14 protein-coding genes are annotated in these 14,711 nt (G+C 69.8%); 11 read left to right on the forward strand and 3 right to left on the reverse strand.

Annotated features, from left to right (window positions below):
• Positions 1 to 29: 29 nt before the first annotated feature.
• Both dnaE and BLS97_RS16725 read left to right on the forward strand, forming a co-directional pair.
• A complete protein-coding gene (dnaE, locus tag BLS97_RS16720) occupies positions 30 to 3,551 on the forward strand; it encodes a DNA polymerase III subunit alpha (RefSeq protein WP_090482452.1) in 3,522 nt (1,173 codons plus the stop codon).
• A complete protein-coding gene (locus BLS97_RS16725) occupies positions 3,548 to 4,105 on the forward strand; it encodes a DUF2567 domain-containing protein (protein WP_157695481.1) in 558 nt (185 codons plus the stop codon). Before dnaE ends, BLS97_RS16725 begins: the two co-directional genes overlap by 4 nt.
• On the opposite strand, the gene BLS97_RS16730 is transcribed toward BLS97_RS16725, so the two are convergent.
• From BLS97_RS16730 to BLS97_RS16740, 3 genes are all read right to left on the reverse strand, one after another.
• A complete protein-coding gene (locus BLS97_RS16730; RefSeq protein ID WP_090477849.1) occupies positions 4,083 to 5,102 on the reverse strand; it encodes a sensor histidine kinase in 1,020 nt (339 codons plus the stop codon). The two genes, BLS97_RS16725 and BLS97_RS16730, sit on opposite strands and share 23 nt — an antisense overlap.
• 5 nt (positions 5,103 to 5,107) lie before the next feature.
• Entirely contained in the window at positions 5,108 to 5,809 is a 702-nt protein-coding gene (locus tag BLS97_RS16735; protein ID WP_172832292.1) for a response regulator transcription factor, read from the reverse strand.
• Positions 5,810 to 5,899: 90 nt separating this feature from the next.
• Positions 5,900 to 6,592, reverse strand: coding sequence for an NUDIX hydrolase (locus BLS97_RS16740; protein WP_090477861.1), 693 nt, complete (start codon positions 6,590 to 6,592; stop codon positions 5,900 to 5,902).
• Between the two features lie 41 nt (positions 6,593 to 6,633).
• Here BLS97_RS16740 and nadA point away from each other — a divergent pair, with 41 nt between their 5' ends.
• From nadA to hisH, 9 genes are all read left to right on the forward strand, one after another.
• Positions 6,634 to 7,647: a quinolinate synthase NadA gene (gene nadA / locus BLS97_RS16745; protein WP_090477864.1), complete on the forward strand. Its 1,014-nt coding sequence runs from the start codon at positions 6,634 to 6,636 to the stop codon at positions 7,645 to 7,647.
• Positions 7,644 to 9,236 (forward strand): L-aspartate oxidase, encoded by a 1,593-nt coding sequence (locus tag BLS97_RS16750; protein WP_090477867.1) that lies wholly within the window; start codon positions 7,644 to 7,646, stop codon positions 9,234 to 9,236. The genes nadA and BLS97_RS16750 overlap by 4 nt, the downstream gene beginning before the upstream one ends.
• Positions 9,233 to 10,129 carry a carboxylating nicotinate-nucleotide diphosphorylase gene (gene nadC / locus BLS97_RS16755; RefSeq protein ID WP_090477871.1) on the forward strand — a complete coding sequence of 299 codons (897 nt, stop codon included), beginning with the start codon at positions 9,233 to 9,235 and terminating at the stop codon, positions 10,127 to 10,129. Before BLS97_RS16750 ends, nadC begins: the two co-directional genes overlap by 4 nt.
• Positions 10,126 to 10,854 (forward strand): carbon-nitrogen hydrolase family protein, encoded by a 729-nt coding sequence (locus BLS97_RS16760; protein WP_090477878.1) that lies wholly within the window; start codon positions 10,126 to 10,128, stop codon positions 10,852 to 10,854. The genes nadC and BLS97_RS16760 overlap by 4 nt, the downstream gene beginning before the upstream one ends.
• Before the next feature lie 63 nt (positions 10,855 to 10,917).
• Positions 10,918 to 12,234, forward strand: a complete 1,317-nt coding sequence (gene hisD / locus BLS97_RS16765) for a histidinol dehydrogenase (protein ID WP_090477883.1) — start codon at positions 10,918 to 10,920, stop codon at positions 12,232 to 12,234.
• Complete coding sequence (locus tag BLS97_RS16770; protein ID WP_090477886.1) at positions 12,231 to 13,334, forward strand: histidinol-phosphate transaminase; 1,104 nt, start codon at positions 12,231 to 12,233, stop codon at positions 13,332 to 13,334. The genes hisD and BLS97_RS16770 overlap by 4 nt, the downstream gene beginning before the upstream one ends.
• On the forward strand, positions 13,328 to 13,933 hold the full coding sequence (gene hisB, locus BLS97_RS16775; protein WP_407938062.1) for an imidazoleglycerol-phosphate dehydratase HisB: 606 nt from the start codon (positions 13,328 to 13,330) through the stop codon (positions 13,931 to 13,933). Before BLS97_RS16770 ends, hisB begins: the two co-directional genes overlap by 7 nt.
• Positions 13,930 to 14,082, forward strand: a complete 153-nt coding sequence (locus tag BLS97_RS23270) for a hypothetical protein (RefSeq protein WP_172832293.1) — start codon at positions 13,930 to 13,932, stop codon at positions 14,080 to 14,082. The genes hisB and BLS97_RS23270 overlap by 4 nt, the downstream gene beginning before the upstream one ends.
• On the forward strand, positions 14,070 to 14,708 hold the full coding sequence (gene hisH, locus BLS97_RS16780) for an imidazole glycerol phosphate synthase subunit HisH (protein ID WP_090477894.1): 639 nt from the start codon (positions 14,070 to 14,072) through the stop codon (positions 14,706 to 14,708). The genes BLS97_RS23270 and hisH overlap by 13 nt, the downstream gene beginning before the upstream one ends.
• The last annotated feature ends 3 nt before the right edge of the window (positions 14,709 to 14,711 follow it).

Raw genomic sequence — 14,711 nt, forward strand, 5'->3', positions numbered from 1 at the left:
ACATCGAAGGGAGCCGTCAGTTGTCCGGGATTTCCAACGATTCCTTCGTCCATCTGCACGTTCACACCGAGTACTCCATGCTCGACGGCGCGGCGCGGCTCGGCCAGCTGTTCAAGCGGGCCGGTGAGATGGAGATGCCCGCCATCGCGATGACCGATCACGGCAACGTCTTCGGCGCCTACGACTTCTACCGGCAGGCCCGTGCGGCCGGTATCAACCCGATCATCGGGCTCGAGGCGTACCTGACACCGAACACGTCCCGCTTCCACAAGAAGGGTGTCCGCTGGTCCGAAGGCGGCGACGACGACGTCTCCGGTGCCGGGGCCTACACCCACATGACGTTGCTGTCCGAGACCACCGAGGGCATGCACAACCTGTTCCGGTTGTCCTCCCGCAGTTCACTGGAGGGCTTCTACTACAAGCCGCGCGCCGACCGGGAGTTGTTGAACGAGTACGCCAAGGGCCTGATCGCCACCACCGGGTGCCCGTCGGGGGAGGTGCAGACCTGGTTGCGGATCGGCAAGTACGACCAGGCGCTGGCGTCGGCCGCGGAGTTCCGGGACATCTTCGGCAAGGAGAACTTCTTCGTCGAGTTGATGGACCATGGCCTGTCCATCGAGACGCGGGTGCACTCCGGGCTGCAGCGCATCGCCAAGGACCTCGGTCTGCCGATGATCGCGACGAACGACCTGCACTACGTCGACCCGGCCGACGCCGACGCGCACGAGGCCCTGCTGTGCGTGCAGTCGGGCAAGACGATGGACGACCCCAACCGGTTCAAGTTCGACGCCCGGGACTTCTACCTCAAGTCGGCCCGCGAGATGCGCGAGCTGTGGGAGGGCAAGTTCGATCTGAAGTCGGCCTGCGACAACACCTTGCTGATCGCCGAGCGCTGCCAGGTGGAGTTCGACGAGTCCTCGTCGTACATGCCCCGGTTCCCGGTCCCCGAGGGCGAGACCGAGCAGACCTGGTTCGTCAAGGAGGTCACGCGGGGCATGGCGGCGCGGTTCCCCAACGGAGTCCCGCCGGAGTGCCAGACGCAGGCCGAGTTCGAGATCGGCGTCATCACCGGCATGAACTTCCCGGGCTACTTCCTGGTCGTCGCCGACTTCATCAACTGGGCCAAGGAGAACGGCATCCGGGTCGGCCCCGGGCGTGGGTCCGGCGCCGGCTCGATGGTCGCCTACGCCATGCGGATCACCGACCTGAACCCGTTGCAGCACGGGCTCATCTTCGAGCGCTTCCTCAATCCCGAGCGCGTCTCCATGCCCGACTTCGACGTGGACTTCGACGAGCGCCGACGGGGCGACGTCATCCGGTACGTCACCGAGAAGTACGGCGACGACCGGGTCGCCCAGATCGTCACCTACGGCACCATCAAGGCCAAGCAGGCCGTCAAGGACTCGGCCCGGGTGCTGGGAATGCCGTTCTCGGTCGGCGATCGGATCACCAAGGTGATGCCGGCCCCGGTGATGGGCAAGGACGTGCCGCTGTCCAAGATCTTCGATCCGAGCGATGCCCGCTACTCCGAGGGTGCGGAGTTCCGGGCCCTGGTCGAACAGGACGTCGACGTCAAGAAGGTCGTCGACATGGCCAAGGGCCTTGAGGGGCTGAAGCGTCAGTGGGGGGTGCACGCGGCCGGCGTCATCATGTCGTCCGAACCGCTGCAGAACCTGATCCCGATCATGAAGCGGGAGCAGGACGGGGCGATCATCACCCAGTTCGACTATCCGACCTGCGAATCGCTGGGTCTGATCAAGATGGACTTCCTGGGTCTGCGCAACCTGACCGTCCTGGACGACGCGCTGATCAACATCAAGGCCAACCGCGGCGAGACCATCGTCCTGGAAGATCTGGCCCTGGACGACCCGAAGACCTTCGACCTGCTGGCTCGCGGGGACACCCTGGGCGTGTTCCAGCTGGACGGCGGCCCCATGCGGGCCCTGCTGCGGTCGATGAAGCCGGACAACTTCGAGGACATCTCGGCCGTCGGCGCGCTGTACCGGCCCGGTCCGATGGGCGCCAACTCCCACAACGAGTACGCCGACCGCAAGAACAACCGCAAGCCGGTGATCCCGATCCACCCGGAGCTGGCCGAGGCCCTGTCGGAGATCCTGGGCGACACCTACGGGCTGATCGTCTACCAGGAACAGGTCATGGCCATCGCCCAGCACGTCGCCGGGTACTCCCTCGGCGCGGCCGACCTGCTGCGGCGGGCCATGGGCAAGAAGAAGAAGTCCGAGCTGGACAAGCAGTTCGCGAACTTCTCCGCCGGGATGAAGGAACGCGGCTTCTCCCAAGCTGCGGTGCAGACCCTGTGGGACATCCTGCTGCCGTTCTCGGACTACGCGTTCAACAAGGCCCACTCGGCCGCGTACGGCCTTGTGTCGTATTGGACGGCCTACCTCAAGGCCAACTATCCGTCGGAGTACATGGCGGCGCTGCTCACCTCGGTCGGCGACGACAAGGACAAGTCGGCCATCTACCTGGCCGAGTGCCGGAACATGGGCATCACCGTGCTGCCGCCGGACGTCAACGCATCGGAGAAGAACTTCGCCCCGGTCGGCACCGACATCCGGTTCGGCCTGTCGGCCATCCGCAACGTCGGCGCCGGCGCGGTGGCCTCGTTGATCGCCACCCGCAAGGAGAAGGGCCCCTACGAGGACTTCACCGATTTCCTGTCCAAGGTCGAAGCCGTCGTCTGCAACAAGAAGGTCGTTGAGTCGCTGATCAAGGCCGGTGCCTTCGATTCGATGAAGCACCCGCGCAAGGGCCTGTTGATGGCCCACGCCGAGGGCATCGACCTGTTCATGAACGTGAAGAAGGCCGAGGCCGCCGGTCAGTTCGATCTGTTCGGCGAGATGAGCGCCGAGGACGTGGGTGGCGCTCTGACGGTCAACGTGCCGGACACCGAGTGGGACCAGAAGTTGCTGCTCGGGTTCGAGCGGGAGATGTTGGGGCTGTATGTGTCCGGGCACCCGCTGGCCGGGATCGAGCATGTCCTGTCGGCCCAGTCCGACGCGTCCATCCCGGACATCATCGACGGGACGGTGCCCGACCGGGCGACCGTAACCGTCGGCGGCATCCTCACCGGATTGCAGCGCCGGCTGACCAAGAAGGGTGATCCGTGGGCCTCGGCCCAGCTGGAGGACCTGGCCGGCGGGGTCGAGGTGGCCTTCTTCCCGAAGGTGTACGCCGAGTTCGCGCTGAGCCTGGCCGAGGACGCGGTGGTGCTGGTCAAGGCCCGGGTGTCCCGTTCCGACGACCGGCTCAGCCTGCACGCGCAGAGCGTGGTGGTGCCCGACCTGTCCGGTCCGTCGAGCAAGGGCCCGATGCAGGTGACCATGAGCGCGACCCGCTGTACGCCGCCGGTGGTCGATCGGCTCCGCGAGGTGCTGCAGAACCACCCCGGGACGACGGCCGTCCACCTGCGGCTGATGAACGGCAGCCGGGCCACCACCCTGCGCCTGGACGACGGACTGCGGGTGACCTGGACCTCGGCGTTGATGGGCGACCTCAAGGCCCTGCTCGGAGCGGACTGCCTCGCGTGAACCTGTCCCTGCGTTCGCGGCCGCACCACCAACTGCGCGGCGAGTTGCTGCTCTGGCGGGCCGGTGGAGTCGTGGTCGCCGTCCTGGCCGTTCTCGGTGTGCTGCAGGCGATCCTGTGGTCACTCATCGCGCCGGGTGAGCAGTTCGTCGTCTACGCCGACGGCACCTACCTGCCGCTGCCCACCGCCTCCTATCACCAGTTCACCTCGATCGCGATCTTCTGTCTGGTCGGTCTGGTGGTGGCGGTGTCGTCGGCCACCCTGATCTGGCACTGGCGCTCCGTGCGCGGCACCGCGATGGTGCTGGTGGTGGCCGGAGCCAATGCGGTCGGGGCGCTGGTCGCCTACCTGGTGGGGCGGATCCTGGTCAGCGGCGTCGACCCGGCCTCGGTCGGGCCCAGCGCCGCCTCATCCCTGGTCAATGCGGCGCCCACGCTGGGCAACGCCATGGTCCTGCTGGTGCAACCCGGTCTCGCCGTGGTCGTCTACACCTTCTTGATCGCCTGGAACGGGGATCCCGACCTGGGCCGGGTCACACCGCCGCCGGAAGCCTGACCTCGAAACGGCAGCCCGGGCCGTCGTTCCGGACGGCGATCCGGCCGCCGTGCAACTCGACCAACCCGCGGGCGATGGCCAGCCCCAGCCCGGCCCCGGTCGTCGCCCGGTCCTGGGCGGCGGGCCGGGCCGGCTCGCCCCGGAAGGCCACGTCGAACACCTTCGGCAGATCGGCCTCCGGGATTCCGCCGCACTCGTCCCGCACGGCCAGCCACGCCTCCACTCCGTCCGACCCGGCGATCACCGTCACCGCTCCGTCGTCCGGTGTGTGCCGAATCGCGTTGACCAGCAGATTCCGCAGGACTCGGGTCAGTTCGGCATCGGAGCCGGCGATCGTCGGCCAGCGCCCGTCGGCTTCGGCCCGCACGGTGATCCCGCGTTGCCGGGCGGCCGCCGCGGTCGATTCCAGCACGTCGGCGACCAGTTCCTGGACGTGGATGCGATGGAAGGCCAGCTTCAGCGCCCCGGCATTGATCCGGGACAACTCGAACAGATCATCGACGAGTGCGGACAGCCGCACCGTCTCGGAGTTGATCCGCCGCGCATACACCGCGACCTCGGCCCGGTCCACCACGACGGCGTCCTCCAGCGCCTCGCTCATCGCCCGGATCCCGGCCAGTGGAGTCCGCAGGTCGTGGCTGACCCAGGCCACCAGTTCCCGGCGCGAGGCCTCCCCGGCCCGTTCCGCGGCCCGCCGGGTCTCCGCGGCCAGCCCGGTCAGGGCGATCCGCCGACCCAGCATCACCGCGGCCGGCACCACCGCGATCGCGATCAGGATGCAGGTGACCGCCGTCCACCGCAGTTCGGTGGTGAACATGAACCCGCTGATGAACACCACGAACAGCAACACCGCGACGATCGGGACGCCCACCAGGGCGGCGATGTTCACCGCGACCGACCGGCGCCGGAGCAGCGCCAGCACGGTGAGTTCGACGCCGACGGTGAACAGGCAGGCGGCCGCGGCCCAGGGCAGGATGTGCACGACGTCGTTCCACATGGGTGTCACGGCGTCGCCTCGTCGTACCGGTAGCCGATTCCCCAGACGGTGACCACCCGGACCGGATTGCCGGGGTCGGGTTCGATCTTCTCCCGGAGCCGGCGCACGTGGACGGTCACCGTCGACTCGTCGCCGAACGTCCAGCCCCAGACGTGCTCCATCAGCTCGGCCCGGGTGAAGACCTGCCCGCGGTGGGTGAGGAAGAACGCCAGCAGATCGAACTCCCGGATGGTCAGGGCCAGCGGCACCTCGGACCGGCTCACCGATCGGGCCACCGGGTCGATCCGGAGGTCGCCGTCCTCGACTGCCGTCAGGTCGGCCAACCCGGCCCCCGGCCACGTCTCCTGCCGGGACCGGCGCAGCACCCCGGCCACCCGCAACGCCAGCTCCCGCGGGCTGAAGGGCTTGGTGACGTAGTCGTCGGCACCGTGCTCCAAGCCCACCACCCGGTCCGATTCCTCGCCGAGGGCGGTCAACATGATCACCGGTACCGAGGAGATCTTGCGCAGTTCCCGGCAGACGGTCAGGCCGTCGAGGCCGGGCATCATCAGGTCCAACACCACCAGGTCGGGTCGCTCGGACCGGGCCGCGGCCAGGCCATCGATGCCGTTGGCGCGTTCCAGGACCCGGTGGCCGTCCCGCGTCAGGTAGCGGGCCACCACCTCGCGCACGGTCGCGTCGTCATCCACCACCAGCACGGTCGTCACTCGTGCACCGTAGGCGCCCGGGGAACCGGTCGGCACGTCCGGCGGCCGGTGGTCATCGAACGGTAAGAAGTGGCCCGCAACGCCCGGGTGTCACCAGCCGGGCGGCCGGAACGCGGCGAACGGATCCGTGACCCGGAGTTCGGCCACGGTGAACCGGTGCAGCGCGGCCGGCCGTCCGCCGACCGGGTTGCGGGGGCCGGTGGTCCCGGTGGTCTCGAGCATGCCGCGACGCATCAGGATGCGGTGCAGGTTGGTCGGGTCGACGTCGTGCCCGAGCGCGGCGGCGTAGACCCGGCGCAGTTCGGCGATGGTGAACTCGGCCGGCGCCAGGGCGAACCCGATGTTGGTGTACGAGAGCTTCGCCTGCAGCCGGGCCCGTGCCTGGTCGACGATGTCGCCGTGGTCGAGCGCGGTGGGCGGGAGCGCGTCCACCGGGTGCCACGCGGTGTCGGGCGGCAGTCCCGGATCGGCATCCAACGGCACCAGGCCGAGCACACCGGTGGCCACCGTACGGGCGGCCGGAACCCGGTGTGGCGCAGAGAACACACCGATCTGCTCCAGGTGCGACACCTGGGTGACGTCCACCTTCTCCGCCAGTTGGCGTCGAGCCGAGTGGTCCACGTCCTCGTCGTCCAGCAGTGTTCCCCCAGGTAGGGCCCACTTTCCGGCGTCCGGCTCTTGGGCCCGCTGCCAGAGCAGGACCTGCAGCCCGGCCATCCCGTCGCCATCGAGCCGGACGCTGAACACCGCGGTCAGCACTTCCAGGTATGTACGATGGGCCATGTTTTCGATTGTAAGTCGAAAACCTCGATGAGGAGGACGCCATGTCGGCACCAGCAGTTGATGCACTCGTCCCCGGCTCTGACCTGGTGGCCGGTTCCCCGGCCTGGACGGCCGAGATCCACCGTCTGGCCGAGGAACGGGACGCGGTGATCCTGGCCCACAACTACCAGGTGCCGGTCATCCAGGACGTCGCGCACCACGTCGGCGACTCCTTGGCCCTCTCGCGGATCGCGGCCACCGCGCCGCAGTCGACCATCATCTTCTGCGGCGTGCATTTCATGGCCGAGACGGCGAAGATCCTCTCCCCGGAGAAGACCGTGCTGATCCCCGACGCCGCCGCCGGGTGCTCGCTGGCCGACTCCCTCACCGTGGAGGAGCTCCGGGCCTGGAAGGCGGAGAACCCCGGCGCGGTGGTGGTGTCCTACGTCAACACCACGGCCGCGGTGAAGGCCGAGACCGATATCTGCTGCACGTCGTCCAACGCGGTCGAGGTAGTCGATTCGATCCCGCGCGACACCCCGGTCCTGTTCGGTCCTGATCAGTTCCTCGGGGCGCACGTGCGGCGGATCCTGCAGCGGGACAACGTGAAGGTCTGGGGCGGCGAATGCCACGTGCACGCCGGTATCAACGGCGCCGAGCTGTCGGCCAAGGCGGCGGCCCACCCGGATGCCGATCTGTACATCCACCCGGAGTGCGGGTGCGCCACGAGTGCCCTGTACCTGGCCGCCAGTGGCGCGGTGGAGCCGGACCGGATCAAGATCCTGTCCACCGGCGAGATGGTGCACGCCGCCGGCGCATCCCGATCCCGCCAGGTGCTGGTGGCGACCGAGATCGGCATGATCCACCAGCTGAAGCGGGCCGCCCCGGGGATCGACTTCCTGGCCGTGAACGACCGGGCGTCCTGCGGCTACATGAAGATGATCACTCCGGACAAGCTGATGCGGTCCCTGCTGGAGATGCGCGACGAGGTGCACGTGGATCCCGACACCGCGGCCCGCGCGCGCGGCGCGGTCGAGCGGATGATCGCCATCGGATCCTCCGGCGGTGGCGAATGATCGCCTGGGAGGCGCACACCCAGGTCGTCGTCGTCGGCTCCGGCGTCGCCGGGCTGACCTGCGCCATCGAGGCCGGACGGGCCGGGCTGTCCGTTCTGGTGCTGACCAAGGGCGCGGCCGACGAGGCCAACACCCACTGGGCCCAGGGCGGTGTGGCGGTCGTCCGGGACGAACGCGATCCGGGGGACACGGTGGGGGCGCACATCGAGGACACGCTGGTCGCCGGGGTCGGCCTGTCCGACCCGGCGGCGGTCACGATGATCCTGACCGAGGGTCCGGCCGCCATCGCCCGGCTGGTCGCGCGGGGCGCCCACTTCGACACCGGCCCGATGGGGCTGATGCGCACCCGCGAAGGCGGCCATTCGGCCAACCGCGTCATCCACGCCGGCGGGGATGCCACCGGGGCCGAGATCGAACGCTGCCTGCTGGCCGCGGACGGCCTGCCCGGGATGCTCACCGGGCACCAGGTGCTGGACGTCGTTCGCGACGTCAGCGGACGCGCGGCCGGGGTGACCGTCCTAGGTGACGACGGCACCATCGGGTTGATCAGGGCCGACGCCGTCGTTCTGGCCACCGGAGGGGCCGGGCACCTGTACGCGGCGACCACCAACCCGGACGTGGCCACCGGTGACGGCCTGGCCATGGCCCTGCGGGCCGGGGCCGCACTGGCCGACCTGGAGTTCATGCAGTTCCACCCGACCGTGCTCTTCACCGGGGCCGGCGTCACCGGTCACCGGCCGCTGGTCACCGAGGCCGTGCGCGGCGAGGGCGCCGTGCTGATCGACGTCACCGGCGCCCGGGTGATGGCCGGCGTGCACCCGCTGGGTGATCTCGCCCCGCGCGACGTGGTGTCGCTGGCAATCACCCGACGGCTGGCCACCGCACCCGGCGGCGTCCGGGATCACGTGTTCCTGGACGCCACCGGGATAGCACCGGACGTGTTCGCGCGACGATTCCCGACGGTGTCGGCCAGCTGTGCCGCCGCTGGGATCGACCCGGCCACCGATCCGATCCCGGTGGCCCCGGCCGCCCACTACCACTGCGGCGGCGTTGTCACCGATCCGTACGGGCGCACCACGGTGCCCGGCCTGTATGCGGTCGGCGAGGTGGCCCGGACCGGCCTGCACGGGGCCAACCGGCTGGCGTCGAACTCACTGCTGGAAGGTCTGGTGATGGGGGAGCGCGCCGCGGCCGCACTGCCCGCCGACCTGCAGAACGCCTCTCCGACCGGCGCGCTGACCGTGCCGGCCCGGCCCGGTCTGGACCCCGCCGGGCGCGGCGTTGCGCAGGCCGCGATGAGCGCGGAGGCCGGGATCGGCCGGGACCGCAGTGGCCTGGAACGGGCACTGGGCGCCATCTCCGCCCAGCCGTCCGACGACCCGACCCGGGCCGGCGTCGAAGCGGCCAACCTGGCTCTGGTGTCGACCGCGCTGGTTCGAGCCGCGCTGGTTCGTACCGAATCGCGCGGTTGCCATGTCCGCACGGACCACCCGGCCACCTCCGCCGAGTGGACCACCTCCGTGCTGGTCGAGCAGCGGGACGGCGTCCTGCACACCGACGTCCGAGATCTCCGAAAGGTCACCGTATGACTCCCGAAGACTGGTCCGACCGCACCCGCATCGCCCTGAAGGACGCCGGACTCGACGAGCAGGTGGTCGCCGCGGTGGTGAACCGAGCCCTGGACGAGGACTTCGCCGACGGCCCGGACATCACCACGGCAGCGACCGTCCCGGAAGGGGCGACGGCGACGGCCGACATCACGCCGCGGCAGGCCGGGATCCTGGCCGGAGGGCCGGTGGCGATGGCGGTGTTCGACTCGATCCTGGGCGCCGGATCCTTCTCCTTCGAGCTCCGGCCGGACGGGACGTCGCTGGTCCCAGGCACACCGGCGATCACCGTGCACGGCCGGACGGCCGGGATCCTGACGGCCGAACGGACCGCCCTGAACATCCTCACCCACCTCACCGGCATCGCCACCGTGACCCGGCAGTGGGTGGACGCCGTCGCCGGGAGCGGCGCCCGGATCCGGGACACCCGCAAGACGCTGCCGGGGTTGCGCGCCCTGGAGAAGTACGCGGTGCGGTGCGGCGGCGGCGTCAACCACCGGATGAGCCTGGGTGACGCGGCCCTGATCAAGGACAACCACGTTGCCGCGGCCGGGTCTGTGCGGGCCGCAGTCGACGCGGTACGTTCCGTCCGTCCGGAAATCACGCTGGAGGTCGAGGTGGACACGTTGACGCAACTGGACGAGGCGTTGCACGCCGGGGCGCAGCTGATCCTGCTGGACAACTTCACGATCGACGAGACCGCCGAGGCCGTCCGCCGGACCCGGGCCGGCTATCCCGGTGTGCTGCTGGAATCGTCGGGCGGACTCACGGTGGGCAATGCCGCCGCGGTGGCCGCCACCGGGGTCGACTACCTGGCCGTCGGCTCCCTGACCCATTCGTCGCCGGCCGTCGACCTCGGACTCGATCTCCGGTGAGCCCGGCCCGGGAACCGCTGACCATCGCCGCCGTACAGGTCGTCTCCCATCCGGGGGACATCGCCGGCACCGTGGCCGAGCACGTCCGGCAGATCGCCGACGCGGCCGACGCCGGGGCCACCGTGGTGCTGTTTCCCGAGCTGTCCCTGACCGGCTACGAGCCGGATGTGATCGACCTGCACGGCATCCGGATCGCGCCGGAAGATCCGGTGCTGCAGCCACTCTCGGCCATCTGCCGACAGCGGCGGGTGCACGCCCTGGTCGGGGCGCCGACGGCCAGCGGTTCGCTGCCGCAGATCGGGGTGCTGCACATCGACCCGCGGGGGGAGATCCGCGTGATCTACGCCAAGCAGCACCTGGATGTCGGCGAGATCGGGATCTTCAGCGCGGGCGACGCCCGGGGTTCGCTGGAGATCGGCGGCTGGAAGCTCGCGCTGGCGGTCTGCTACGACGCCGCCGTGGCCGGTCATCCCATCGCCGCCCGCCGGTCCGGTGCCGACGCCTACCTGGTCGGCGCGTTGTACGTGATCGGGTCCGAATCCCGCATCGACGAGCAGATGAAACGCGCCACCGACCAGGGCATGTGGGCAGTGCTGGCCCAGTACTCGGGCGGCACCGGCGGTGGCCCGGCCTGCGGGCGGTCCGGGGCGTGGCGGCCGGATGGGACCGAGGTGGTCCGGCTCGGGACGGGCCCGGGCATCGCCGTCGTGGAGTTGCACGAGTAAATACTTCGCGCTGCGCCGTTTAGGCTGGAGTCGCTCCCGCAACGAAACGAGGAATTCCACAACATGCTGCGCCGGATCGACCTGCGACAGGGCCTTGGCAATGTGCGCAACATGCTGCCACGGGCCGCCATCGACGTTGCGGCCGCGGTGGCGGCTGTCGCCCCTCTGGTGGACGACGTGCGCAAGCGGGGCTGCCCGGCCGTCATGGAGGCCACCGAGAAGTTCGACGGTTTCCGGCCGGCCTCGCTGCGGGTGCCCAAGGAGGTCATCGCGGCGGCCGTCGACGCCCTCGACCCGCAGGTCAGGGCCGCCCTGCTGGAATCGATCGCCCGAACCCGGATCGGGCACACGGCCCAGGTCCCAACCGAACGCGTGACGCAGATCGCTCCCGGCGGCACCGTGACCCAGCGCTGGGTCCCGGTCCGGAGGGTCGGTCTGTACGTCCCGGGCGGCCTCGCGGTGTACCCGTCGTCGGTCGTCATGAACGTCGTCCCGGCCCAGGTGGCCGGGGTGGTCGGGATCGCCGTCACCTCGCCGCCGCAGTCGAGCACCGGTTGGCCCGACGCGACCGTCCTGGCCGCGTGCGGCCTGCTCGGGGTGACCGAGGTCTACGCCGCGGGCGGGGCCCAGGCCATCGCCATGCTGGGGTACGGCGCGATCGACGTCGACGGCACCACCATCGAACCGGTCGACGTCGTCACCGGACCGGGCAACGTGTACGTGACCGCGGCCAAGCGGCTGCTGCGGGGGATCGTCGCCATCGATGCCGAGGCCGGTCCGACCGAGATCGCCATCCTGGCCGACGAGAAGGCCGACGCCGATCATGTCGCGGCCGATCTGGTGTCGCAGGCCGAGCACGACCCGATGGCCGCGTCGGTGCTGATCACCACGTCGGTGACGCTGGCCAATGCGGTGGAGGACAAGGTGATCGACCGGGTGGTGCGGACCAGGCACCGCGACCGCGTCACCGCTGCCCTGACCGGGCCGCAGTCCGCGATCGTCGTGGTGGCCAGCCTGGAGGACGGTATCCGGGTGGCCGACGCCTACGCCGCCGAGCACCTGGAGATCCAGACCGCGGACGCGCCGGTGGTGGCGCGGCGGATCCGCAACGCTGGGGCCATCTTCGTCGGCCGGTTCTCGCCGGTGTCTCTGGGCGACTACTGCGCCGGCTCCAACCACGTCCTGCCGACGGCCGGTTGTGCCCGGTTCTCCTCCGGACTGGCCACGACCACCTTCCTCAAGCAGATGCAGGTCATCGAGTACTCGCGGGACGCCCTGGCTGCGGTGGCCGGGCACGTCCTGGCCCTGTCGGCCGCGGAGAACCTGCCGGCCCACGGAGAGGCCGTGAGCGCCCGGTTCCCGGACGGACTTCCGACGTGATCGGCGGCACCGTCCGGCTGTCGGATCTGCCGTTGCGGGCCGATCTGGCCGGCCAGAGCCCGTACGGCGCACCCCAACTCGACGTACCGGTGCAGATCAACACCAACGAGAACCCGTTTCCGCCGTCGCCGGCGCTGATCGACGACCTGGTGGAGTCGATCGCCAAGGTCGCCGCCGATCTCAACCGCTACCCGGACCGGGACGCGGTGGCCCTGCGTCGTGAGCTGGCCGCCTACCTGGCCCGGACCACCGGCCTGCCGCTGACCGTGCAGAACGTCTGGGCGGCCAACGGGTCCAACGAGATCCTGCAGCAGCTCCTTCAGGCGTTCGGCGGCCCCGGTCGCCGGGCGCTCGGTTTCGAACCGTCGTACTCGATGCACTCGATCATCTCCACCGGGACCCAGACCGCCTGGGTCCCGGCGCCCCGGGCCGCCGATTTCACCATCGACGTTCCCGGCGCGGTGCGGATCATCGAGCAGCAGCGCCCGGACCTGTTGTTCATCACCAGCCCGAACAACCCCACCGGCGGTTCCATCGCGTTGGACGACATCCGGCAGTTGGTGCGGGCCACCGGCGGGATCGTGGTGATCGACGAGGCCTACGCCGAGTTCTCCGGCCGGCCAAGTGCGGTCGCCCTGATCGACGAGTTCCCGGCCCAGGTCGTGGTGTCGCGCACCATGTCCAAGGCGTTCGCCTTCGCCGGCGGCCGGCTCGGGTACCTGGCCGCGGCGCCGGCCGTCGTCGACGCCCTGCTGCTGGTGCGCCTGCCGTACCACCTGTCGGCGCTGACCCAGGCGGCCGCGCTGGCCGCCCTTCGGCACGGCGACGACACGCTGGCCTCGGTGGATCGGTTGATCGCCGAACGGATCAGGGTCACCGGTGCGCTGCGGTCCCAGGGCTACGAGGTGATCGATTCCGACGCCAACTTCTTCCTGTTCGGACGGTTCGACGATGCCCAGGCGGTGTGGCAGGCGTTCCTGGACCACGGGGTACTGATCCGCGACAACGGCGTGCCCGGATTCCTGCGGGCCACCGTCGGGACCGAGCACGAGAACGATGTCCTGCTGTCCGTGAGTGCACTTCTGAAGGAGAAATCGTGACCGATCGTCGGGCCAGGATCGAACGGGCCACCAGCGAGTCGTCGGTGCTGGTCGATCTCGATCTGGACGGCACGGGCCAGGTCGACATCTCCACCGGCGTCCGGTTCTACGACCACATGTTGACCGCGTTCGGGGTGCACGGTTCGTTCGACCTGACGGTGAAGGCGACCGGAGACGTGGACATCGACGCCCACCACACGGTCGAGGACACGGCCATCGTGCTCGGGCAGGCCCTGGCCAAGGCCTTGGGGGACAAGGCCGGTATCCGGCGGTTCGGCGACGCGTTCATCCCGATGGACGAGACCCTGGCCCACGCCGCGGTCGACCTGTCGGGCCGCCCGTTCTCGGTGCACGTCGGCGAGCCGGAGTCGATCCTCGGGTTCACCGTGGGCAACAACTATCCGGTGGTGCTGAACCGGCACGTGTTCGACTCGCTCGCGTTCCACGCCCGGATCGCGCTGCACGTCCGGGTGCTGTACGGCCGCGACCCGCACCACATCTGCGAGGCCCAGTACAAGGCCGTGGCGCGGGCGCTCCGCGCCGCCTGCGAGCCCGACCCCCGCGTCGGTGGCATCCCCTCCACCAAGGGCGTGCTGTGAACTGGTTCGCCTATGTGCTGATCATCATCGGCGGTTTCCTGCTCGGCGGCGTACTCTCCTTGTGGCGCAACGGTTCCCGGGTCGCCTCGGTGATCCTGGCCGTGATGGCGGCGATGTGTGTGGCCGGAGGCATCCTGTGGCTGGTCTGAAGGTCGTCGTCCTCGACTACGGTTCGGGCAATCTGGCGTCGGCCGAGCGTGCGTTGCGCCGTACCGGGGCCGAGGTGGAGGTCACGTCGGACTTCGAGACCGCGCTGAACGCCGACGGTCTGGTGGTGCCCGGAGTCGGGGCCTACGCCGCCTGCATGGCCGGGCTCAAGGCGGTCCGGGGTGAGCGGATCATCGGTCGGCGGCTGGCCGGGGCCCGTCCGGTACTGGGTATCTGCGTCGGTATGCAGATCCTGTTCGAGGCCGGGGTCGAGCACGGTGAACGGACCGAGGGCGTCGGCGAGTGGCCCGGAACGGTGGAGAAACTGCAGGCCCCGATCGTGCCCCACATGGGCTGGAACACGCTGCTGCCCGGGGAGGGTTCGACGCTGTTCGCCGGGCTTGATCCGGAGACCCGGTTCTATTTCGTCCACTCCTACGCGGTGCGCCGCTGGGAGCTCGAGGTGTCCCGGCCGTTCACGCCGCCGGTGGTGACGTGGGCCGAGCACGGCGGCGACCGGTTCGTGGCGGCGGTGGAGAACGGACCGCTGTCGGCCACCCAGTTCCATCCGGAGAAGTCCGGGGATGCCGGTGCCGAAGTGCTGCGGCGTTGGGTCGATTCGCTGTAACAT

Source organism: Nakamurella panacisegetis (genome assembly GCF_900104535.1).
GTDB classification, from domain to species: Bacteria; Actinomycetota; Actinomycetes; order Mycobacteriales; family Nakamurellaceae; genus Nakamurella; species Nakamurella panacisegetis.